Origin of the sequence: Nostoc sp. MG11, from assembly GCF_014904695.1 — a bacterium.
Taxonomy (GTDB): Bacteria; Cyanobacteriota; Cyanobacteriia; order Cyanobacteriales; family Nostocaceae; genus Komarekiella.
On record NZ_JACXXN010000003.1, the window covers coordinates 166,027 to 188,330 of the forward strand.

23 protein-coding genes and 1 pseudogene are annotated in these 22,304 nt (G+C 40.5%); 16 read left to right on the top strand and 8 right to left on the bottom strand.

Translation table 11 applies throughout. The annotated features are described in order from the left end of the window. Positions 1-209: 209 nt before the first annotated feature. The 3 genes from proB to HCR01_RS05975 are packed head-to-tail and all read left to right on the top strand — an operon-like array spanning position 210 to position 1,948. On the top strand, positions 210-1,319 hold the full coding sequence (gene proB / locus HCR01_RS05970; RefSeq protein WP_193195340.1) for a glutamate 5-kinase: 1,110 nt from the start codon (positions 210-212) through the stop codon (positions 1,317-1,319). A 42-nt stretch (positions 1,320-1,361) separates the two neighbouring features. Next, positions 1,362-1,553 carry a hypothetical protein gene (locus tag HCR01_RS38470; RefSeq protein WP_226889156.1) on the top strand — a complete coding sequence of 64 codons (192 nt, stop codon included), beginning with the start codon at positions 1,362-1,364 and terminating at the stop codon, positions 1,551-1,553. Between the two features lie 38 nt (positions 1,554-1,591). Then, complete coding sequence (locus tag HCR01_RS05975) at positions 1,592-1,948, top strand: Uma2 family endonuclease (protein ID WP_320073087.1); 357 nt, start codon at positions 1,592-1,594, stop codon at positions 1,946-1,948. A 74-nt stretch (positions 1,949-2,022) separates the two neighbouring features. On the opposite strand, the gene HCR01_RS05980 is transcribed toward HCR01_RS05975, so the two are convergent. From HCR01_RS05980 to HCR01_RS05990, 3 genes are all read right to left on the bottom strand, one after another. Continuing rightward, complete coding sequence (locus HCR01_RS05980; protein ID WP_193195341.1) at positions 2,023-3,456, bottom strand: ABC transporter substrate-binding protein; 1,434 nt, start codon at positions 3,454-3,456, stop codon at positions 2,023-2,025. A 51-nt stretch (positions 3,457-3,507) separates the two neighbouring features. Continuing rightward, positions 3,508-4,878 carry a protein kinase domain-containing protein gene (locus HCR01_RS05985; RefSeq protein ID WP_193195342.1) on the bottom strand — a complete coding sequence of 457 codons (1,371 nt, stop codon included), beginning with the start codon at positions 4,876-4,878 and terminating at the stop codon, positions 3,508-3,510. Positions 4,879-5,109: 231 nt separating this feature from the next. Then, positions 5,110-6,138: an ROK family protein gene (locus tag HCR01_RS05990; protein ID WP_193195343.1), complete on the bottom strand. Its 1,029-nt coding sequence runs from the start codon at positions 6,136-6,138 to the stop codon at positions 5,110-5,112. Positions 6,139-6,244: 106 nt separating this feature from the next. Between HCR01_RS05990 and HCR01_RS05995 the strand changes: the two genes are divergently transcribed. Together HCR01_RS05995 and HCR01_RS06000 are read left to right on the top strand one after the other, a co-directional pair. Next, a complete protein-coding gene (locus HCR01_RS05995; protein ID WP_193195344.1) occupies positions 6,245-6,481 on the top strand; it encodes a hypothetical protein in 237 nt (78 codons plus the stop codon). Between the two features lie 207 nt (positions 6,482-6,688). After that, complete coding sequence (locus HCR01_RS06000; protein WP_193195345.1) at positions 6,689-6,961, top strand: hypothetical protein; 273 nt, start codon at positions 6,689-6,691, stop codon at positions 6,959-6,961. 34 nt (positions 6,962-6,995) lie between these two features. Here HCR01_RS06000 and HCR01_RS06005 read toward each other — a convergent pair whose 3' ends face one another. Beyond that, positions 6,996-7,748, bottom strand: coding sequence for a Mut7-C RNAse domain-containing protein (locus HCR01_RS06005; RefSeq protein ID WP_193195346.1), 753 nt, complete (start codon positions 7,746-7,748; stop codon positions 6,996-6,998). 534 nt (positions 7,749-8,282) lie between these two features. On the opposite strand from HCR01_RS06005, the gene HCR01_RS06010 reads away from it, so the two are divergent. Continuing rightward, entirely contained in the window at positions 8,283-9,320 is a 1,038-nt protein-coding gene (locus tag HCR01_RS06010) for a LacI family DNA-binding transcriptional regulator (RefSeq protein ID WP_193195347.1), read from the top strand. Between the two features lie 60 nt (positions 9,321-9,380). On the opposite strand, the gene HCR01_RS06015 is transcribed toward HCR01_RS06010, so the two are convergent. After that, the gene (locus tag HCR01_RS06015) at positions 9,381-9,572 is read right to left on the bottom strand and encodes a hypothetical protein (RefSeq protein ID WP_193195348.1); all 192 of its coding nucleotides are present in this window, start codon (positions 9,570-9,572) and stop codon (positions 9,381-9,383) included. A gap of 247 nt (positions 9,573-9,819) precedes the next feature. On the opposite strand from HCR01_RS06015, the gene HCR01_RS06020 reads away from it, so the two are divergent. The 9 genes and pseudogenes from HCR01_RS06020 to HCR01_RS06055 all read left to right on the top strand — a co-directional run bounded on the left by HCR01_RS06020 (position 9,820) and on the right by HCR01_RS06055 (position 19,326). Beyond that, positions 9,820-10,422 carry an intradiol ring-cleavage dioxygenase gene (locus HCR01_RS06020; RefSeq protein WP_226889157.1) on the top strand — a complete coding sequence of 201 codons (603 nt, stop codon included), beginning with the start codon at positions 9,820-9,822 and terminating at the stop codon, positions 10,420-10,422. A gap of 171 nt (positions 10,423-10,593) precedes the next feature. After that, positions 10,594-10,743 carry a hypothetical protein gene (locus tag HCR01_RS38475; RefSeq protein ID WP_226889158.1) on the top strand — a complete coding sequence of 50 codons (150 nt, stop codon included), beginning with the start codon at positions 10,594-10,596 and terminating at the stop codon, positions 10,741-10,743. Between the two features lie 182 nt (positions 10,744-10,925). Beyond that, positions 10,926-11,171, top strand: a pseudogene (locus HCR01_RS40710) (inositol oxygenase family protein). Between the two features lie 871 nt (positions 11,172-12,042). Continuing rightward, positions 12,043-13,068, top strand: coding sequence for an ABC transporter substrate-binding protein (locus HCR01_RS06030; protein ID WP_226889159.1), 1,026 nt, complete (start codon positions 12,043-12,045; stop codon positions 13,066-13,068). Between the two features lie 97 nt (positions 13,069-13,165). Continuing rightward, positions 13,166-14,719, top strand: a complete 1,554-nt coding sequence (locus tag HCR01_RS06035) for a sugar ABC transporter ATP-binding protein (protein ID WP_193195350.1) — start codon at positions 13,166-13,168, stop codon at positions 14,717-14,719. Further along, positions 14,716-15,714: an ABC transporter permease subunit gene (locus tag HCR01_RS06040; protein ID WP_193195351.1), complete on the top strand. Its 999-nt coding sequence runs from the start codon at positions 14,716-14,718 to the stop codon at positions 15,712-15,714. The genes HCR01_RS06035 and HCR01_RS06040 overlap by 4 nt, the downstream gene beginning before the upstream one ends. 18 nt (positions 15,715-15,732) lie before the next feature. Next, entirely contained in the window at positions 15,733-16,197 is a 465-nt protein-coding gene (locus tag HCR01_RS06045; protein ID WP_320073088.1) for an MFS transporter, read from the top strand. A 281-nt stretch (positions 16,198-16,478) separates the two neighbouring features. Then, entirely contained in the window at positions 16,479-17,579 is a 1,101-nt protein-coding gene (locus HCR01_RS06050) for an aldose epimerase family protein (RefSeq protein WP_226889160.1), read from the top strand. Between the two features lie 133 nt (positions 17,580-17,712). Beyond that, positions 17,713-19,326, top strand: a complete 1,614-nt coding sequence (locus HCR01_RS06055) for an iron uptake porin (protein ID WP_193195352.1) — start codon at positions 17,713-17,715, stop codon at positions 19,324-19,326. Between the two features lie 60 nt (positions 19,327-19,386). Here HCR01_RS06055 and HCR01_RS06060 read toward each other — a convergent pair whose 3' ends face one another. Beyond that, positions 19,387-20,448, bottom strand: coding sequence for an L-histidine N(alpha)-methyltransferase (locus HCR01_RS06060; RefSeq protein WP_193195353.1), 1,062 nt, complete (start codon positions 20,446-20,448; stop codon positions 19,387-19,389). Between the two features lie 25 nt (positions 20,449-20,473). Continuing rightward, the gene (locus HCR01_RS06065; RefSeq protein WP_193195354.1) at positions 20,474-20,677 is read right to left on the bottom strand and encodes a hypothetical protein; all 204 of its coding nucleotides are present in this window, start codon (positions 20,675-20,677) and stop codon (positions 20,474-20,476) included. Positions 20,678-20,912: 235 nt separating this feature from the next. On the opposite strand from HCR01_RS06065, the gene HCR01_RS06070 reads away from it, so the two are divergent. Next, positions 20,913-21,146: a hypothetical protein gene (locus HCR01_RS06070; RefSeq protein ID WP_193195355.1), complete on the top strand. Its 234-nt coding sequence runs from the start codon at positions 20,913-20,915 to the stop codon at positions 21,144-21,146. Positions 21,147-21,414: 268 nt separating this feature from the next. Here the strand turns inward: HCR01_RS06070 and HCR01_RS06075 are convergent, their stop codons facing one another. Beyond that, positions 21,415-21,795 (bottom strand): hypothetical protein, encoded by a 381-nt coding sequence (locus tag HCR01_RS06075; RefSeq protein ID WP_320073085.1) that lies wholly within the window; start codon positions 21,793-21,795, stop codon positions 21,415-21,417. Between the last annotated feature and the right edge of the window lie 509 nt (positions 21,796-22,304).

The following is a 22,304-nucleotide window of genomic DNA, read 5'->3' on the forward strand; positions in this document are numbered from 1 at the left end:
ACTAGAGTCAAAAAATCGGGGATCATAAGTATTAATAACATAGGGTCAGCCAAAAAAGACCCTAACTGATACCAAATAAATATAAACCCGTAGAGCGTCAGCCTTCACTTATAGAGGGACTGGCGCTTTACAATTTAGTCCATAGTCAAAAGTCAAATTAATTTTGACCCTTGTACAGACGCAATAAATCGCGTCTCTACTCTTAACCAATGACCAAAACGATTGTTGTCAAAATCGGCACTTCTAGCCTGACTCAACCAAAAACAGGACAACTAGCGCTTTCTACGATCGCAACTTTAGCGGAAACACTTTGCTATTTGAGACGCCAAGGCCATCGGGTGATTTTGGTTTCCTCTGGCGCTGTGGGCGTGGGTTGTGCGCGGTTGGGCTTAACCGAACGCCCCAAAGCGATCGCCCTAAAACAGGCAGTAGCAGCAGTTGGGCAAGGTAGATTAATCCGCGTATACGACGATTTATTTACTACCCTACAACAGCCAATTGCCCAAGTATTGCTCACACGCAGCGACTTAGTACAGCGTAGCCGCTATCTTAACGCCTACAACACCTTTCAAGAACTGCTGGGATTGGGAGTGATTCCCATAGTCAACGAAAACGACACCGTAGCAGTAGAGGAACTGAAATTTGGCGACAATGACACCCTTTCGGCATTAGTTGCCAGCATAGTAGAAGCAGATTGGCTATTTTTACTCACCGATGTAGATAGGCTATATTCAGCCGATCCTCGTTCTGTACCCGATGCCCAGCCGATCGCCTTAGTTAGTAATATGAAAGAACTGGGAGAATTGCAGATACAAACAGGCTCCCCAGGCTCTCAATGGGGTACTGGTGGTATGGTGACAAAAATTTCTGCTGCGAGGATTGCCATTGCTGCGGGAGTGCGTACGGTAATTACTGAAGGGCGATTTCCTCGGAATATCGAAAAAATCTTAAATGGTGAACCCCTTGGTACACACTTTGAACCGCAACCTGAACCCACTTCTGCACGTAAACGCTGGATAGCTTATGGTCTTGTACCTGCTGGTAAATTGTATTTAGATGCAGGTGCGATCGCGGCAATTTCTCTAGCCGGAAAATCTTTATTAGCCGCTGGAATTAAGGCAGTAGAAGGAGAGTTTGATACACAAGATGCTGTGCAATTGTGTGATCCTAACGGTCAAGAAATTGCCAGAGGACTTGTGAACTACAGCAGCGATGAACTGCAAAAAATTAGCGGGCGTCATTCACGGGAAATTCCCACAATTTTGGGCTATGTCGGTGCAGAAACCGTAATTCATCGGGATAATTTGGTTCTGATTTAGCATAGAGATAAGACTACTAACAACTGAGAAGAGATAAATATTATGACTCAAGCGTTAGAAAATGCTGTTGGTTTCCCAGAAGAACAACGCTTCTTTCGACGTGGGTTGAGTTGGGAAAAGTTTAAAGCGATTCAAGCTAGCTTTGAAAATGTGCCAGGGGTGCGGCTATTTTATTGTGAAGGAGTCTTAGAAATAGCGAGTATTGGTAAACCTCTGAGGCGATTAAGTGTTTAATTGGTCTGCTTCTAGGGCAGTATTTCTTAGAACAGGGTATTGAATTTTTTCCCAGTGGAAGTTTTACCCAGGAGATTCCCAGCATAGTAGAGTATCAAGCAGACTTATCTTATTGCTTGGGTAACGACAAAGCTATACCAGACCTCTGTATTGAAGTAGTGATTACTAGCGGTAGTCCCATAAAGCTACAGAAGTACAAATTAATGCAAGTCCCGGAAGTTTGGTTCTGGGAAGATGGGACATTTGAGGTTTACTGCTTACGAGAACAAGAATATGAGAAACTTTTTAAAAGTGAGTTCCTACCAGAATTAGATTTATCTTTGCTCAATCGTTGTCTTTTTTTGTCGTCTGCCTTGGAAGCGGTTAGAGAATTTCGCCAAGGTATTCAACAGTAATAGTAGGTTGAAACGATTAGTAACTTTTTAATCTCACAAAATTTTTAACCCGTAATTAAATGAAAGTCTCACCTTTACTGCACTAATACAAAATCGTAGCCAGTACTAGAAGAACAAGACTTATTTGACTCACAAGGCTCAACTTTGACTAAAAAGACCCCACCTTGGCGATCGCCTGATGGCGAAAACTGAATTTTTCCTGTTGCTCCCGTAGCTGAAAAATTAGGATTAGACAAAACCTTTTGCAAACTTTGGCGGGTACTGCCCTCTTCTAAGCCAGCGATAATTACTTGAAGTGCATCATAAGCCGTAGCAGTTCGTGGACTTACTTGTCCACCCCAAAGTTTAACAGCTTTATTAGCAAAAGAATTACCTCCTCTGGCATTACTATTAGCATCATGATGCCAAGATACAGGCAATACCATTCCTTTGACATCTCCTTGCCCAAACTTTAAAACTTTTTCACCATACATCAGTTGGGAACCAAAAAGTGCTAGTTTGCCTTGACTTTCTCGTGCAACATCGAGAGCGGAGTCAATTTTGTCTGGTCTAGGCATTAATAGTAGAGCTTCTGCACCATCTGCGATCGCTTTATTCACAAAATCGCTGGCTCTAAAATTTGGGGCGCTTAAATTACACTCTATATCAGTGACTTTTCCCCCTGCTTTAGTAATCAAATCAGCGTATTGTTTTTTAATTTCCTGACTTCTTTCTTGTTGTGTCGAAGCTTGGCAAATAGCAACATTTGTTCTCCGTTCTTTTTTGACAATATACTCAGCAAGAGCTTGAGTGAAATTGTCACGATTTGGACTTGCATAAAACACGTGTCTTGCTTGTCCAGGCTGTGTTTGATTTTCTCCAAGTTGCGTCATTGGACTTGTAAGAGAAATCCTAACCAAACCACGCTCGTTATAAATCTTTTCGTTGCGACTAAACCCTATTACTGCCACAAGGCTAGAGTCTTTAACAAATTCATTATCTAACTCTTGAAGCTTTTCAATATTATCAACATTAGCTATCTGAAGTTGCAACGGTACACCATTAATTCCACCGTTATTATTAACCTCATCTTGAGCTTGGGCAACTCCGCGCAAAAGCTCTTTTGCCTCGTTCAAAGTGCGACCAATTGGTGCAATTATGGCAACTTTTAGCGCTGGTGATTTACCAATTTTGGCATTATTTAAATAAATTAACGTTTCTGGATCATTACGATTTATTTGTAGGGATGATTGAAATTTCGTGACAGCAGTGGCAAAATCATTAGATGCAAAAGCTTGAACTCCAGTTTCTTTATCGGCAGTTTTATCCGCCGTTACCAAAATTTTCCCACCCAAACTCATCCATTCAGGAAGAGATGAACTTGGCTCTAAAGATGAGAGCGGCATTGAATTTGATGAAGGTGTGAGATTAGAAGAAAATTTACCTATTAACCATAAAATAGCTGCTACCATGACTCCCGCCAGTCCTAAAGAAATTAGTAGCCGAATATTTTCTTTCTTATTAGTCATAAATAATTACCTCAATTAATAAAAAAGCATTAATTAAATTTATTTAAATAATCAAAAATATTGAGAGATAAATTTGTTCATTATTTGAGAAATCCCCAGAATCATAAATGCCAACAAGCCAGCCAAAATAACTAGTAATGCTACAACTATTAGCCCATTTATGCCTGATTGGATTGGATTAATGATTTTTAAACTTTGGAATATAAATGCAATGAATATATTTGTAATTATAGCAATCACAAATAAATAAACTTTTTCAAAAAGCGAGCGAGATTGAGAAAAGATTAAGCAACCTAAAATTAGTAGCCATAATCCAGAGCTAATCCAGATAGTTCCGACAAAACTTAGAATAGCGATCGCTAAAAATGAACTACCTGAACTTGCGATTACTGCCCCTGGTAAGAATTTCCAAGTGGAGAATTGCGGTATATATTTAGTTGGTTGTTCTGTAATTTCTGAGTGTGGTGGTAATGGGTTAGGAGACGAGATTACTGTGTGAGGTATTATAAACTGTGGCGCTGGCAGAGAATTCAAATCTTGTAATACTGCCTTTGCTGACTGATAACGCTGTTCATAGTTTTCTTGTAGCAATTTATCAATAATTAGCCCTAATTCCTGACTTAGTGGCTGCGTCAAATACTGTCGCCAACGAGAAGCCCAACTATAGCCCTGTTTTAGCCAAAGTTGTGAGGGAGAAATATTAGTCAACAGATAAAAGCAAGTTATTCCCAAACTGTAAATATCACTAGCAGGATAAGCTTCACCTAGCTGAATTTGCTCAATTGCTGCATAACCCAAAGAACCAATGATTGTTCCTGGTGTAGAGTTTACTGTTTCCGTCTTTTGTTTTGAAACACCAAAATCAATTAGCACTAACTTGCCATCATTTTGACGGCGAATGATATTTTCTGGCTTAATATCTCGGTGAATCACTTGCTGTTGATGTATTGCTCCCAGGACAGGTAACAAACCACTTAATATCTCTCGAATTTTTACTTCATCAAATATTCCCTGCTGGTTTAATTCCTGCAACAAATTTTGTCCTTCGATAAACTCCTGTACTAAATATAGGAAGTCACCTTCTTTAAAGTAAGCATACAGCGTGGGAATTTGATCATGTTTCCCTAGCTCTTGCAGACGTTTTGCTTCTCGCTCAAACAACTCAGTCGCCTTTTTCTGTGCATCACTGCCGCGACCGCCATAAAATTGATCTCGTACTAACTGCTTGACAACGCATTCTTCATTAAGCTTGTCTATATCCTCTGCAATGTATGTGCGAGCAAATCCCCCTCGTCCAAGCAGTTTAATAATTCGGTAACGATTTCGTAATAACGATACCAATTTTATCCCGCAGCTGAGGCAGAAGTTTGCTTCATCAGGATTTTGAGGATTCGCACATTCGGGATTTAGGCAGCAGATCATATAACTATCGCTGTCATTTATTAATTGTTAAAATATAACTCAAATTTAATGTGAAGTTTTATTTTCATAAAGACTGTTAATATCATGCTATTTTTACAATGATTTTGATGTGGCAAAGAGTGAGGCGATCGCTTGATTTTACATGATGTGATCATGTCATGATTCAAAGGCGATCGCTTTGAGCAATGAAATCTTTCATATATTCACCAAATGGTTTGAATAATATTTTTTTCATATAGAAGTAAGCGCCACCGCCCCCCATAATGGTGCATCATCACCCAGAACCGCCGGGACAATTTCAAAATCAACTTCTGGTAAAGCTATCTCCAGCGCCACTCGTTGTAACACTTGCCAAAAATCGTCTCCCGCCTTCGTTACACCACCTCCCAACACAAAGCGTTGCGGATTCATCAAGTTCGCCACATTGCCAATACCCACACCCAACGCCCAAGCAGCCTTGTGCAAAACTTCCTTAGCCAAATCATCCCCAGCCGCCGCCGCCTCACTCACCAGCTGTCCCGTCAGCAACTTTAAATCATCCCCCACCAAACCCCTCAAAATCTCTCCTCCTTGGCGTCCTTCTCTTCGAAACGCTTCGCGTTGGCGGAGCCTCTCGCAGAGAAGGCGACTTGGCGGTACTCTCCGGGAAGCCGCTGACGCGTCTACGTTTTCCAAAATTTCCCTAGCATTTTGCGCCATATAGGGCCCCGACGCCAACCGTTCCACACATCCCCGCTTACCACACAAACATACTGGCCCAGCAGGATCTACAACTATGTGTCCAATTTCACCAGCCATTCCACCTGCACCCCGCCAAGGTTTACCGTTGAGTATCCAACCACCACCCACACCTGTGCTGACTGTGATGTAAAACAGGCTATCGTATCCTTCTCCTGCACCAAAGCGATGTTCTCCTAAAGCAGCCACATTAGCATCGTTATCTACACCAACCGGAACACCAAATTCATCCTCCAACAAGTGTTTGAGAGGAATATTTTCCCATCCGGGGACATGATGAGATAGTCGCACCGTTCCCGTGGAAGCATCTACTGGCCCCCCAAAGCTGACACCAATAGCAGCTGGTTTTGTTCCTTGCAGCAGAGAATAAATAAGCGATCGCATAATTTCCAAATCAGTACTAGCATCTGCTTTTGCTGGCGACAAACGGCGTTCATAACGCAACCACTCTCTAGAACCGACATTCACCATCGCTGCTGCTAGTTTAGTTCCACCAAAATCGAGGGCTAAAATTAATGTCATAGTCTTTTAGGTTACTCCCATAGCATCCGTGGGTTTCTTTCTCAAGAAAGATGTTTGGATTCAAAATAAATTCAACACTATAGAAAACTATATTATTTAGCAACTCATGGCTTCCGAACAACCAAATCCACCCATTGATTTATCTCACGCTAAAGAACCTCCCCGCTCTCTTAATCTTGAACACGAAGCGGCTCCCATCGAAACAGAGGAAATCAACGGACAGACAGATCAAAATTCCCTTACTGATGATTTGAATCGTCCAGAGGAAGGCACAGAAAATCTTGGAGAACGTCAAATGCTTATTGCTAACGTTCCAGGTGCAAGCAGTTTTCAATCTGAATGATAAACATTACTGACTTACTCAACCAGAGCAAACACATCTTATTTTTTAATGCTGATAAAAATGAGACGTTACATGTAACGTCTCTACATGTGATTCATGAAAATACCAACTGCTGTATGTATAATTTATAAAATTTTCAGAGTCGAAGAAATCCAGCATTTAAATAGTGTTTGCTCTGCCTGCTATGAAATATAGAAACCTAAAACAATGGCTAAAATAATAGATTTCAACTTCCATACTACTGATGTACAGTTATTTATGGATGAAATAACTCCGGTGCAAATGGAAACTATATCAGGAGGATATTGCCAGTCTTGCAGTACTTATTCTGAAATTTATGTCAGGACTTTTAGAAAAGGCATAAATAAGGTAAAAAAAACCGTTGAGGGTACTGGTTCTACCAAAGACAAGAACATTAACAGCATAGATAATTCAAAAAGAACTTACATAAATGGATTGCTGGTTGAGAAAAAATCCTAATAGTTAAAAACAAAGTTAAGATGCGATCGCTTGATCATTCAACTCTTCTAGAGTCAATTACTCCATCAATAAATTGTTGCAGTCGTTCATAATGTGACCCTTTCCAATAAATCTGACCACATTCTTCACAGCGATTAAATTCATCTATCTGCGATCGCACCGTTTCTGGAACTTGCTCAATAACGGCTTGTTTATCTACAGGTTCTAACAAACCATTGCAACGCAAACATCGTTGAAAAGGAGATACTAATTCAAACAAGTCGAAACGTCGCAGTACTTCCAAAATTTGTTGCTGAGGATTAGTGTTTCTCACATAATATCCATAAGTTACTAAACTACGCATCAATAAACCGCGATCGCGAGTTAAAAGAATGCGTGTTTGACTGTAGGAAATATTTGCTAATTCCTCATCTTCGTAGTCATTGCGATATAAAGTATCAAAGCCTAAAAGTCGTAGAGATGTTGCTAACTTACCTAAATGAATATCTAAAACAAAACGGATAACACTGAGTGGTTTAGGTAAAATAAAAATACTGGGTTTAGCAATGTTCCTCGCAGATATCGGATAAACATTGATAGTATCTCCATCTTGAACAATATAAGAAAAATTTACATATTCACCATTAACTTCTATACAGTCAACTTCTGGATGAGGAACACCCAACGCTTCAATCATGTCCTTAATTGAGGCTCTTTCCTCAAAACAATGGGATATTCTCACCTGCTTTTGATGCCGTGGTAAAAAATCATTCAATTCCGCATAAAAGTAAAAAAATGCAACAGCCATATTCACAAATATTTGAATTAGTCAATAGTAATTATTAATTTATTAATTTAATCTCTGTCTTCCGCTTTTCCCCATTATTGGACACAAAACACATCCTAATAAATTCTCTCATTCCTGCTCTTTCTTACCCAAAGAATATCAATTAATTTTACTAATTTACATTCTCGGTCTTCGTCCAGTCTAATGGCAAGTGCTTTTGTACTAGTAGCCGCGATGGGCTACGCCTACGCCTCGCCTTTTACAGAGTATGCACCAGTTGCCTAAATCCTGTCAGAGTGAGTATTTCCGCAATACCTAGAGCATCGATTCAGTAATGGCAAAAACCCGATTTATTTTCGGTAAAACGACCAATTTTCGTTAACTGTAGAGACGTTGCATTGCAACGTCTCTACAAAAGAATCGGTGTTCTAGCGCAGTACAATGATACCGACAAGACCTAATTACGATTTGTATGAGAATCTGTTGATAAATAACTCTAGTTCTCTAAAATATATAATTATGCACACGTGTGCAATTGTCTTTTAAAGTAAAATAATGAGTAAACGAAGAGTTTCAATTGAAGATATTGCTCGCAGAGCAGGTGTTTCTCATTCTACAGTTTCACGCGCTTTACGAGATAACCCTCTAATTAGCCCGAAAGTGCGAGAGGAAATTAAGCAACTGGCGCGAGAGATGAGCTATGTACCCAATGCTATTGCTCAAAGCTTGCTTTCTTCACGTACTAATACCATTGGAGTAGTAGTAACTTCAATAGCAGATCCTTTTTTTGCTGAGGTAGTAGAGGGAATCGAACAGGTTGCTAGGCCAGCAGGCTTGAGTGTTGTGTTAAGTACTTCACATCGAGATTTGGAGCAGGAAATAGCAGCTATTGATAATTTTCATCGCCGTAGAGTAGACGGTATTTTGGTAGCCGACTCACGAATTAGTAAACAGCATACAAAGCAACTAATACAAATTGCTGTACCAACAGTTCTAATTAATAGCCAGGCCGAAGATCAATTAGAAATGTTTCACTCAGTAGCAATAGACGATCGCTTAGGTGCTAAATTGGCTGTAGAGCATCTAGTAAGTCTAGGACACACTTCTATTGGTTATTTAGGTGTGGGCGATCGCAGCAGATCAAATCAACAGCGCCTAGAAGGATATCGAATCGCTCTTGCTGAAGCCGGTCTACCACAAATTGATGATTGGGTTGCAATTAATGATGAAGATAATATCAGAACAAGCGATGTTGGTACTGGTCAAAAGATGCTATCTAAACTATTTACTGCTGAGGTAACTGGCATCTTTTGTTATAACGATATGGTAACAGTTGGCGCTCTATTGGCTTGTCAGGAATTAGGTATTTCAGTACCACGAGATTTAAGTTTAGTCGGATTTGATGGTATTGCTCTGTCCCGTTTCGTGACACCGCCACTCACGACAGTTTCCCAGCCAATGTTAGAAATTGGTTGCTCTGCTATGCAAATGTTACTCGATTTAGTACAGGGGAAAAGTGTGGAAAATCTCGTTTTATCTCCTTTTTTAGTAACGCGAGGTAGTAGCACAGCATTAAGAAATGACCACAAATAATTTTCCAATTTAGCTGAACTCAGCAAAAGCCTCACCTCACCCCCAAGATAGGCAATGCAGTTAGCGGTATAGTACTCCAATGATCAGAGCAAAGACAATTGGAATAATGATCGGGATAGCAACAATAAGTCCCCATTTACCAATCCGAATTTCTTCACCTTCTGATTTGAGAAGTGCTATCCAACCACCAACTCCCATCAATAGCCAGATGCATCCGAAGGCAATAAATATAATAAATACTGAGTCTTGCATATTAATAAACCACCAATTTAAAAACGTTTAATAATCATTTGAATAATTTAGCAACACCTGAAACAATTCAGTGTTAAGGCAAATACATAGTATGAAAAACGACGATCATCAAGTAGGTCGGATTCTGAGTCGAAGAGAAACACTGGCGCTATTTAGGACAACTGTAGCAGCAACGCTTTTTGGATGCATGCCTAGAAAGTCTCACTCTTCTGCACACATACAATTTAGTGTATCCTTACCTACAACATTGCCAACGTGTGTCGTCAGACCACAGCAGACCGAAGGCCCGTATTTTGTAGACGAGAAGCTCAACCGCTCCGATATCCGCTCTGATCCTTCGGATGGTTCGGTGAAAGACGGTATACCACTCAAACTAACGCTTCGTGTTTCTCAGTTTAATAGTACTGGTTGCACGCCGCTTGTTGGTGCGATCGCAGATATTTGGCATTGTGACGCCCTAGGTATTTATTCTGATGTAAAAGACCCAAGTTTCAATACCGTCGGCAAAAAATTCCTGCGCGGGTATCAAGTGACAGACGCAAATGGAACCGTCCAGTTCACAACCATCTACCCTGGTTGGTACGAGGGTAGAGGAGTCCATATCCATTTTAAGGTACGCACAGATCCGACATCAAGACAGAATTATGAGTTTACGTCACAACTATACTTTGATGACTCGATCACAGATCAGGTGTATACACATGCACCATACGCCAGCAGAGGACAGCGTACGCTGAGGAATACTGAAGATTGGATCTTTAAAGACGGTGGAGAGCAATTGTTACTTACACTCACCAAAACAAATCTTGGTTACGCAGCAACGTTTGATATTGGACTTCAGACAGTTTAAGCAACAGTTAATCCTGATTTACAGCAATTTTCAAATGTATGGGGAACGGAGTCAAAATGTGCAAAAAAACTTAACACACTATTCTTGCACACGTGTGCAAGAATAAATCTATGACAAGTTTATGCACACGTCTGCAAAAAATGGAGCGCAAAAGTATCATTTAACAAAGATATGTCTCAAACTCTAAAACATTCTATTGCTCATCCTCAAAACAATCCCTTGCATTCTCTAAAAGAGTGGGAAGAGGACTTACTAAATCGCTATCTTGAGCCAGACAACATAGTAAAAGAAAGTAAAGCTATCGCTGAATCCAGGAATTAAAAAACGCCTACCAAAGACACGGTAAAATAGTTTTATAGGTTGAATCATCTCAACCAACTGTACAATTTTATACTAGTTGTAATAACTTTATGTGTAATAGCAAATATGGTGTTTATGAGCCGAATTGTAAATTGGAATAATGTACATATTTCGTAGGGTCATGATGGTATAGAAATCATTTAATGAAAAACTATTTCCCCGAACTTGCATTGTACATTCTCCGCTATCACTTGTTTTATCCCCAACACCGTGAAAATGCATACGAGCATTTGATAAATAAACATGATAAATGAATGTTTAAATGGGTGAATTTATTCAATCCCTACGATTTATATTCAAAAAATTCTATTTCTCTTGGTTGGCAAAAACTAAAGCTATACTATAAAGATTTAGTTGCTAAATATTTACCTACAACAATCAAACTCTAAATATCCGGTAGTAGGACAGGCAAAAATTTCCAAAATCCCGCACAGACAATATATTTGATTGACCTTGTGCAGATAGCGATTATTTGTTGCTTATTCTGATGAGCAAACATTTTTCGGCAAGACTAAACTGGGTAGAGCGTTTTCTAAATCTGAGTAGCACGTCGCATATAAAATATGTGTGCAGATGACTGGAAATTGGAGTTATAAATGTTAAGTTTTTTAAATTTAGCCTCAGATGAATGCTGCTTAATTTTCGTAAATTCTCTGAGAGAAAAAGCTTGAATTGCTTAGAAACAGAATAGTCTTCTTTGTTTTGTAAAGTTCGATAAAGGGAGTTAATTTTTTTGTGATAATGCAGGATAAACTATTAATAATAGTCAAATACCATCAAAATTTGCAAATTTGATAGCATAAGGCTCAAAATTTAGTTAAGTAGGTAGGCACAAATAATTAGCAGATAGTAGGGTGTGTTACGGCTTCTGTAATGCACCAAAAACTAGAAATGGTGCGTTACGCGCTTCGCGTTAACACACCCTACAGGGGTTTTATATTTAATTCAAACCCGCTACTTAAAAGCCGTTTTCAATCCATGCACTTCCAAATATACTTTTACAAAAAAATAAAGTGGATCTTTGAGATAGTGCAACACTCATGATTTTGCTTTAAAAAACCAAAAAGCTAATTTAGTGAACTAATAGCAATAACTCCAATCAAGTGATATCACATGACGTTTGAGAACAGTTGAGATGGCAAAAGCTAGCAGTGTCACTAAATTGGGTCTGAAGTTTTCAGACCTAGTTCATCTTGTGATGACATTGCAGATTTAGAGTTTGCTGACCTTTCTCAAATTCAAATGTGTTGTTAGATATTGATGAATATGAAAAAAATTGCGATCGCAGCTAGTATCTTAAGTATTTTTAGTAGTACTATTGTCGGCTGCACAAATACCTCTCCCAATAACAATACTGCTACTAACACTGATACCTACACTGCTACCAACACAGCTACACAGAGCAAAGATAGTAATCAGGATGTCAAATTGCGATCAGTCGGAGTCACCGTTGGCGATCTAAGTAATCCCTTCTTCGTCCTCATGGGACAGGGAGCTGAGAAAGAAGCCAAGAGGATTGGCGGTGATGATGTTAGAGTTACTGTGGTTTCCAGTGGCTACGATCTCAACCAACAAACCAACCAAATCGAAAATTTCGTTGCTGCTGACACTGACATAATTATCCTGAATGCTGCTGATAGTAAAGCAATTAGACCAGCAGTCGATAGAGCAAGGAAAGCAGGTCAAATCGTGATTGCGGTAGACACAGCCGTTGATGCAGATGTGGATGCTACAGTTACCACCGATAATCTGCAAGCCGGCGAGGTGGCTTGTAAATATATTGTTGATCGCCTCAAAGGCAAAGGCAATGTAGTAATAGTTAACGGCCCGCCGGTGTCCTCAGTGATCCAGCGAGTTGATGGCTGCCAAAAGGTATTATCCAAATATCCCGATATAAAAATACTTTCTAAAGACCAGAACGCAGAAGGGAGCCGGGATGGAGGGCTGAAAGTAATGAGCGATCTGCTGACAACCTATCCCAAAATTGATGCTGTCTTTGCCATCAACGATCCAAGTGGCGTGGGAGTAGATTTAGCAGCTAACCAAGCCAAACGCAAGGAATTTTTCATTGTTGGCGTTGATGGTGCGCCAGAAGCAATCCAGGCGATCGCATCCAACAACAGTCTATATGCTGCGACTGCTACTCAAAATCCCACAGCAATGACCCGAAAAGCAGTTCAGGTTGGCAACGACATTCTGCATGGCAAAAAACCTGAATCACCCAACATTCTGATTCCAGTCAAGTTGATCACAAAAGATAACGTCAACACCTCCCAAGGTTGGTAAGTGGGAATTGCGGAGATGAGGAAGCAGAGGGGCAGAGGGAATAAATACTGACCCTTGACCCTTGACTCCTCACTCAATTTTTTTACAGGATTCGTTTATGACAACAACTACTGAAACTTCTTTTTCTGATACACCAACCACTACCCCTGTATTAGAAATGCAAGGGATTGGGAAACGATTTCATGGTGTACCTGCTCTCCAAAACGTCAATCTTACGATTTATCCGGGAGAGGTTCACGCCCTCATGGGTGAGAACGGGGCAGGCAAAAGCACATTGATGAAAATCTTGGCTGGAGCTTACATTGCTGACGAAGGCGAGATTCGCATCAATGGTAGCCCTGTAAAAATTACCGATCCGAGTACAGCACGTAAAGCTGGTATTAATCTGATTTATCAAGAACTAAATGTTGCACCCAATTTAACCGTTACCGAAAATATTTTTATGGGTAGCGAGTTACAGCGAGGTCAATTTTTAGACCGCAAAGGTATGGAAATTGAAGCACAGCAGGTGCTCCAAAGCCTGGGAGCCAACTTTACAGCCCAGACTGTGGTTGGTAGCTTGTTGATCGCCGAACAGCAACAGGTGGAAATTGCGCGGGCGCTGAAAGATAAAAGCCGCGTTTTGGTGATGGATGAGCCGACAGCAGCCCTATCTGACCGCGAGACTGAGCATTTATTTGAGGTAATTCGCAAACTGCGGAATGATGGCATTGCCATTATCTACATCAGCCACCGCATGGAAGAAATATATGCCCTGGCTGACCGAATTAGTGTGCTGCGTGATGGTCAATACATTGGTAGTCTTACGCGGGATGAAATTTCTCCACAGCGATTGGTGCAGATGATGGTTGGTCGTCCTATGGAGGATTTTTACGAACATCAACGGCAAATGAATCCTGGCCCAGTAGTGCTAGAAGTCAGAAATATCAGCGACGGACGCAAGATTGAGCCGATGAGTTTAAAAATTCATGCTGGAGAGATTCTTGGTCTAGCTGGGCTAGTTGGTGCAGGACGTACGGAAGTATCCCGGCTGATTTTTGGTGCTGATCACAAGGCAAGTGGTGAAGTATTCCTAAATGGTAAAAAACTGCATATTAATTCGCCTAGTGATGCCATTGCAGCCGGAATTGGTTACGTCCCGGAAGACCGCAAAGACCAGGGTTTATTTCTGGAGATGAGTGCTCGTAAGAATATTGCTATCAACACACTCAAGCAAGATGCAAAGGCTGGCATCGTTAATTGGGGTTCAGTTAATCAGCTGGCAACGCAAGCGGTAGAAAACTTCAATATTCGGCTGGCCAATTTAGAAATTAGAGCAGTGGATCTTTCTGGTGGCAATCAGCAGAAGCTACTGTTAGCGCGTTGGCTAGCCATTAAGCCGAGAGTATTGATGTTGGATGAGCCGACACGTGGCGTAGATATCGGTGCTAAAAGCGAAATTTACCGAATTATGAGCGAGTTGGCAGCACAAGGCGTTGCCATTCTCATGGTTTCCAGCGAACTAACAGAGGTTGTGGGAATGAGCGATCGCGTCCTAGTGATGCGAGAAGGACAACTGGTGGGTGAACTGGATGGCAGTCTTGGTAAAGAAATTACCCAAGAAAAAATTATGCACTACGCAACTGGAGCATCGGAGGTACTAGGATCATGAGTCATACGTTAAAGCCTGCCAATAACAGACTAGGCAAGGATTCAACATCGCGCAAGCGTCAATCAATCAGCACTCTGCTAGAGATTGCAGGTATTCTGCCAATTCTAGTAATTATCTGCATTTTATTTACATTCCTTTCTCCTAACTTCCTCACAGGCGGCAACCTCGTTAATATATTGCGCCAGGCATCCATCAACATTGTGCTGGCAACAGGAATGACGTTTGTGATTCTGACCGGAGGTATTGACCTTTCAGTTGGGTCAATATTGGGTGTTTCTGCCGTAGTTGCCGTACTTGTATCCCTACTTCCCGCTTTAGGTTGGGTGGCTGTGCCGGCTGGTTTACTAACAGGATTGCTTTTAGGCTTAGTCAACGGCGCTCTGATCACCTTTTTGGATGTACCGCCTTTTATTGTCACGCTGGGTTCACTCACTGCTCTACGGGGTGCTGCCTTTTTGGTTGCCAATGGCACAACGGTGATTAACCGCGATATAAATTTTGCTTGGGTGGGTAATGACTATTTGGGGCCCCTTCCTTGGCTAGTAATCATTGCTCTACTGACTGTATTAGTTAGTTGGTTTGTTCTCAGACAAACTGTTTTAGGAGTGCAAATCTACGCTGTTGGTGGTAACGAACGAGCAGCACGACTAACTGGTATCAAAGTAAATCGCGTCTTGCTATTTGTCTATGGCGTCAGTGGAATGCTAGCGGGTTTAGCAGGAATAATGAGCGCCAGCCGTCTTTATAGTGCTACTGGCATGTTAGGCCAGGGTTACGAATTAGATGCGATCGCTGCCGTAATTCTTGGTGGAACTAGCTTTACAGGCGGCATTGGTACGATTGGCGGAACCCTTCTAGGTGCATTGATCATTGCTGTTCTCAACAATGGTTTGACCCTATTGAACATGTCTTACTTCTGGCAACTAGTCGTCAAAGGTCTAGTAATCATTGTGGCGGTAATGATTGATCGCCTCCGCAGACGTTCCAGACGTTGAAAAATCAACGTCAACATTATTACAACACTGATTGCGATCGCCTTCGTAGACAAATTTGGTCGCAAGCCCCTGCTGATCCTAGGGTCACTCGGCATGACCCTAACATTGGGAACGATGGCTACTATTTTTGGAACCGCTCAGCTAGATGCTGCTGGTAATCCCACCTTGAGCGGCTCAGCGGGTATTGTAGCTCTCCTAGCAGCTAACCTCTATGTGTTTTGCTTCGGTTTCTCCTGGGGGCCAGTGGTCTGGGTGTTGTTGGGAGAAATGTTTAACAACAAAATTCGAGGTGCTGCACTTTCAGTTGCAGCTGCAATGCAATGGGTTGCGAATTTCGTCATTTCTACGACATTTCCTCCCATACTGCAATATTTCGGGTTAGGTTCTGCCTATGGTCTTTATACAACCGCAGCAGCTATCTCTTTGTTCTTCGTTCTCTTTTTTATTAAGGAAACCAAAGGAATTGAGTTAGAAGAAATGTAATTAACATCAAACCAGTAGTTCACCAACCTAAAAATGCTAAGTGAAGGCTGGGGAAAAGGGAAAGGGAAAGGGATTAAAAATATGCACACTTTTCCCTTTAAAAAGCCAAGTTTCTTTAGCAAACTATTAGAGCTACCTTCTAATTAGCTAGAAAACAAAACATATTACATTTTCATTGAGCATTTGAACATAGTAAAAAAAATTAGGTATTGCTGAATTGGAGTATGTGCGTCTCTGCGTAAGATTCTCATACTTATATTTAGCAACGCCAAAAATTAATAATGTCTACATCAGTAAACATGTCAAACTATCATCAGCTAGATAATCAGACAAACAACACAACTTCAAAATTCGGTATTATTAAAGAAAATTTTGCTAAAGTAGATAATCACCCAGTTTATCTATTTACATTTACTAACAAAAACGACGACCAGTTAAAAATCACTAATTATGGAGGTATCATTACTACATGGATTTCAGCAGATAAAAACAAAAACAAATCAAGTATCGTCATCGGATATAATAATTTAGAAAGCTACTTAGCAAAACCACCCTATTTTGGTGCTTTGATTGCTCGTTTTGCCAATCGGATTGCAAAAGGAAAGTTCCAGATTGGCGAGGAAGCTTATTCGTTAACTATTAATAATGGCGAAAATCATCTACATGGCGGCAACAAAGGCTTTGACAAAGTAGTATGGGATGCAAAAATTCTTGATAGTGATATACCTGAATTACTACTAAGCTATCTGAGTGAGGATGGAGAAGAGGGTTATCCTGGCAACCTAGAAGTAACGGTTCGTTACTCATTTACAGACGATAACGAACTAAGAATTGAATATAACGCCAAAACAGATAAAGCGACCCCGGTTAATTTAACTAATCATTCTTATTTCAATTTAACAGGCGATGTCAGCAATACAAGCTTAAATCATACCCTAATGATTGATGCAGATAACTACACGCCTACAGATAGCAATAGTATTCCTACAGGTGAAATCAAATCAGTAATAGGTACTGCCTTTGATTTTAAACAACCTAAAAAAATTGGTGTAATAATCAACGAAATTGGTGGATATGATCATAATTATGTGTTGAATAAAAAAGAGGATTTAGTCAGCCCAATAGCAATATTAACTGACGATATAAGCGGCAGAAAATTAGAAGTATTTACAGACCAGCCGGGCATACAGTTTTATTCAGGCAAGAACTTAGATAGTACACTCAAAACTGATAACGGTAAAGCAATTGAAAAATATGCAGCAGTATGTTTAGAAACGCAGCATTTTCCCAATTCGCCCAATGAGTCTGCATTTCCGTCTGTAATACTACATCCCGGCGAAAAATATCAGACAACAACCAAATACAAACTTTCGCTTCAATAAAAACCACATCCACAAGCTTCCGCCAACGCTCTGAACTTTTCAAGCTAAGAGCGTGATTTTTAGGTATTGCGAATTGAGACATAGGCATCAGCAAGAGTAAGCAGATGCCCTATCCCTTTTTAGTCAAAATTCAATGATCAAAATTCTTTTTCATTGCTTTTTCCTGCTATTTTTGGCAGTTCCAGCAGTCTGGGCAACACCTTCAGAGGATAATTCTAGTGCAGTAGATGCTGATGACAGCTTGCAGGCACAAGTTACTTCTGTTTCCCAGCTTTCCGATGTCAAGCCGAGCGATTGGGCATTCCAGGCATTACAATCACTGGTTGAACGCTACGGCTGTATTGTAGGTTATTCTGACTCCACCTATCGTGGCAACCGTGCCTTGAGCCGTTACGAGTTTGCATCTGGTTTAAATGCTTGCATGGATCGAGTCAGCGAATTGATTACTGTGGGTACTAATGATTTAGTCAAAAAAGAAGACTTGGCAATCCTGCAAAAATTACAAGAAGAGTTTGCGGCAGAACTAACAACTCTGCGTGGGCGGGTGGATGTGCTGGAGGCACGTGCAGCGACACTGGAGGAACAGCAATTTTCCACTACTACTAGACTGAATGCTCAAATTATTACTGCGGTGAGTGATACCTTTGGTAGTAGGGTGGGTGGCGAACGCGATCAATCCCAAATTTACTTTGCCGATCGCGGCCGTCTCAACTTTGAGAGCAGCTTTACAGGCAAAGATTTGTTACGCGTGCGCCTGGAGTTCGGAAACTTCCTAAATTCCAATAGCACAAGCCAAATTGCGTCAGCGACAGGTACGGGAATGACGCGGTTAAACTTCGATAGTGGTAGCAACAATACACTTTTTATTCCTCACATCCGTTACTACTTCCCAGTCAGCGATTCTCTTTCCTTTATCGTTGGGCCCACAGGTATAGGCTACACCGATATTACAGACACCGTGACTCCTGCAACGATCGCTGATGATGGTAATGGGGTTCCCTCACTTTTTGGCTCATACAGTCTTCTTTTCCGGCGGGGTGGCGGTGGTGCAGCCGCTAACTGGAAAATCACCAATGACTTGGTTCTTACCTTGGGTTATTTAGCAAACATTCCCAATGTTCCACTGGCGAGAAACGGGCTATTTGATGGTGGCTACAACGCTCTGGCACACCTGACGTATTACGGTAAACAAGGATCTGTTGGTGTTGCTTTCTCTCATGGTTACACCCCTGGTGGCTCTGTAGATATCACATCTGGAACAGGTAGCCTGCTTTCAGGCGCTCCTTTTGGCAATAGCATTGCTACTTCCAACAATATTGTAGGTGTACAGGGATACTATCGCTTTTCTCCACATTTCCAGATCCATACTTGGGGTGGATACATTTGGGCAACTGCCAAGAACTCTGGTTTTAGCAATGTTTCCAATGGCAGAGGTGGAACGGATTCTCTGTTCGTGAACAATGGTGACAATGCCAATGTCTGGTTTGGGGCGATCGGTATGTCGTTTCCAGATGTGGGGGGAAAGGGCAATCTACCGGGGATTCTCTTTGGTTTACCCCCCCGTGTGTCTAACAGTGATGTTCGTGAAGAAAGTGACAACTCTTACCACATAGAAGTATTTTATCGCTGGCGAATGAACGACAACATTTCAGTAACCCCTGGTTTGTGGGTAATTCTCAACCCGGAAAACGACAGCAGCAATGATCCGCAGTATGTTGGTGTGATTCGCACTACGTTCGATTTCTAAATTTATGTAGATGGGGATTTTTTAAGCACTAAAGTGCTTACTACGAACCTCCCAGAACCACTAGTTACTAGCAATTTCACAAATCACCATGATCCGTGATAAGTATTTGTCTGTACTATAGTGAACAAGTTTTAGTCCAGCTTGTTCTATTTCTTGGAGAAGTTCAGGTATTTCATACTTATGATGTCTCCAAATAGTAATCTCCTCACCTTTAAAAATTTCAAGATTCTTATTTATTCCCTGAGAACAGAAATTTATAGTGTAATTATGATGGAGTTTCATATTGGCAACTATACTATCTGTTTGGGAATCATACTTTCTGACAAGTTGACAATCTTCAGATCTAATCCCCATTTTGTTTTTAATCCATCCATATACTTCCTCTGCATGATACTTGCAGCCCCCTCTGATGCTGCCATCCCATTTAGAGTTAGAACCAGTTTCGTTAGTAAATACCAAAAAATCATTCTTTTTCATGCTGTCTCGAAAGTTTTTAAGGACTTTATTTCTATGATGATGATTGCCAATTGTTACACCTAAGTGCAAAATTATATTTGCTGTATTTTCATTTTCATCATCAGCTTGATTTTTTAACAAATCTTGGGGAATACAACTGTTTTCTATGTCAATTGTCTGACTGTTAAACTCGATTAACGGAAACCATTTACTAAAATTTTTTCTGGATACATTAAGTAATTCTTCACTAATATCTAAGGCAATATATTTATTAATTTTTTTCAATTTATTCAAGTTATAAATAAATTGTTTTACAGGATATGAATTTCCTGAGCCTACATCGATAATATTGACTTTTTTACAACTTTGAATATTGCCATTAATGTATTCAAAATTCGTTTTTAAAAGGTCGATTTCTACACTTGATGTCCGATACCATTTAGGAATAATATATTTTACATAAAAATTATCCCAAATTTTTGCCCCTCTACCTTTGTAAGAGTACTTTAGAGGTATTTCTCGTCTAACTTCTAATGCATGAATTATTCCTAAAACTTCTTGTTCAGAAAAAATAGAGTAGAACTCAGAATTTGGCTTTGCTATGCGACTGATAGGAGTTGAGATATCGGAGGGAAGTTGTGAATTGCTATGAAAATTTGTAGCCATTATTCTTGTTCTTTGGTTGCTTTAGCTATTTAAGTGCATTAGTATTCATCACCAGTGTCTCTGCTCTACTGTTGCGAGTGTACGGAATTGTATTATCTGCAAACAGGCTTAGTTGCTGGAGTTTCAGGGTGTACTGAATCCGACGCTTTGTCATGATAAAGCATGGCAGGGGGTGCAATCCGCTTTGTTTACTGCGATCGCCTGGATTTTTGAGCTTTTTATTCTCCATGTAGCAGAAAAGACAAAACTAAGGAGTTATCTGAGAAAAAATTGTGTATTTGGGTTTTCGTCAAGAAATTTTGAGGTATCTATCTACACAAGCCACACTCATGCTCTAAAATAAGGAGGGCAATACCGTTTGACTCTCAGCTGCGGTTTGTCTTTGTTTATTTCGAGCGCGATCGCTGAGTCTAAATATTGAAAAAATCAGCTCTTGATTGAACTAAAAGGTGATTTCACTCCTTATGAAGCATCATATTTGTGACTTTGAGGCGACTCAGGAATGGCTCACCATTGAATCAATTGATTATATTGCTGAGTGTTTGGAGGCTTGCGAATCGCTGGAAATGCTGGCTGACTTACGAGCAATTTTCCCACGCCCAGCCCTACGCTCAGCAAGTATTCAGGTAAATGATGCTCAACGCCAAAGACTCGTTCAGTGGTTGCAGATGTTGAACAAGCAGCAAGCCGCTGCATGAAGATACTATCTTACGCTTAAAACAGTTATCAGTTATTAGTAGGTTTCCCGACAGCCACGCAACTGGCGTGCGACTTTAGTCATCGGGTATTAAAGTTTTCTAAAGAAGACTGAGTTAGATTTGAGTCCACTTTAGTGGAATTGGGCTATTAGCCCAGTTGAGTTCTGGGCGGGTGAGGGTGCTAACTGAGATTAGTGTAGGATTATAACCCAACTCAAACTTACCGCTTCTATTTGTACTAGACTCTGACTCATAACTGAAAAACTGTTCACTGATTATTAATCAAATTACCGTTCTTTTCTTCAAATAATTCTAATAACCCTACCGTACCTACGAAAAACGTGTAAGTACCATATTGAATTGAATCCTTTCTTTTTGAAGGTGCATACAAAGCTGCTGCTATTCCCTCAATTAAATGCGCCACAAGAGCAAAACGTTCTATCCAAAAAATCAAATTGAAACTATTAGGCAATTTTTGATTAGTCAAGGTGGCGTAGATATTTCCTGCTTCCCATGCAATTGCACTAGATATAAAAAATATAGAAATAACTTTTATAACAGTAAACAATTTCTTCTTTTTTTGCTTGATGGTCATGGTGTGTGGGAACAATAAATTTTTAGTATCTAACACACCTGACTGGCGTGGCAAGGCTAAAATGTTGCAATAAATTTTCTTGTAGTGTGGGCTTCTAGCCCGCACCGGACGGGCGAGACGCCCATCCCACAAGAGAAAAGCTAATGCACTACTTTAGTCTTGACACACCTTACAATACTATGTGGAAGCTAGCGAAATTCTTTGAATTATATTAAGCCGCGCCTTTTATTTGTTTCAGTAGTTGAAGTATCCGAATATTCCTGTGTTTATCATCTAGTTTTTTGATGCTTGGTGAGGCTGCGTCGCACCTGAGCTTGTGACAAATTGTCGTCACAAGTGCAAAAAATTGTCTATAATCTTGAGAGTATTAATACTTGTTATAGTTAGCCCTCTCCACTATATAAATGCCTGCTCAACTGAATTTCATAAATCTCCAGGAAGTCACAAACTGTACCAAAAGTCATAAAGATTGTCAAAAACTTGCATTTGTTATGGGCTTCAGTTACATTCAAAGCAGATGCCCAGAATCAAACCCTGATATGATTTTCAGGAAGCTAGGTTAG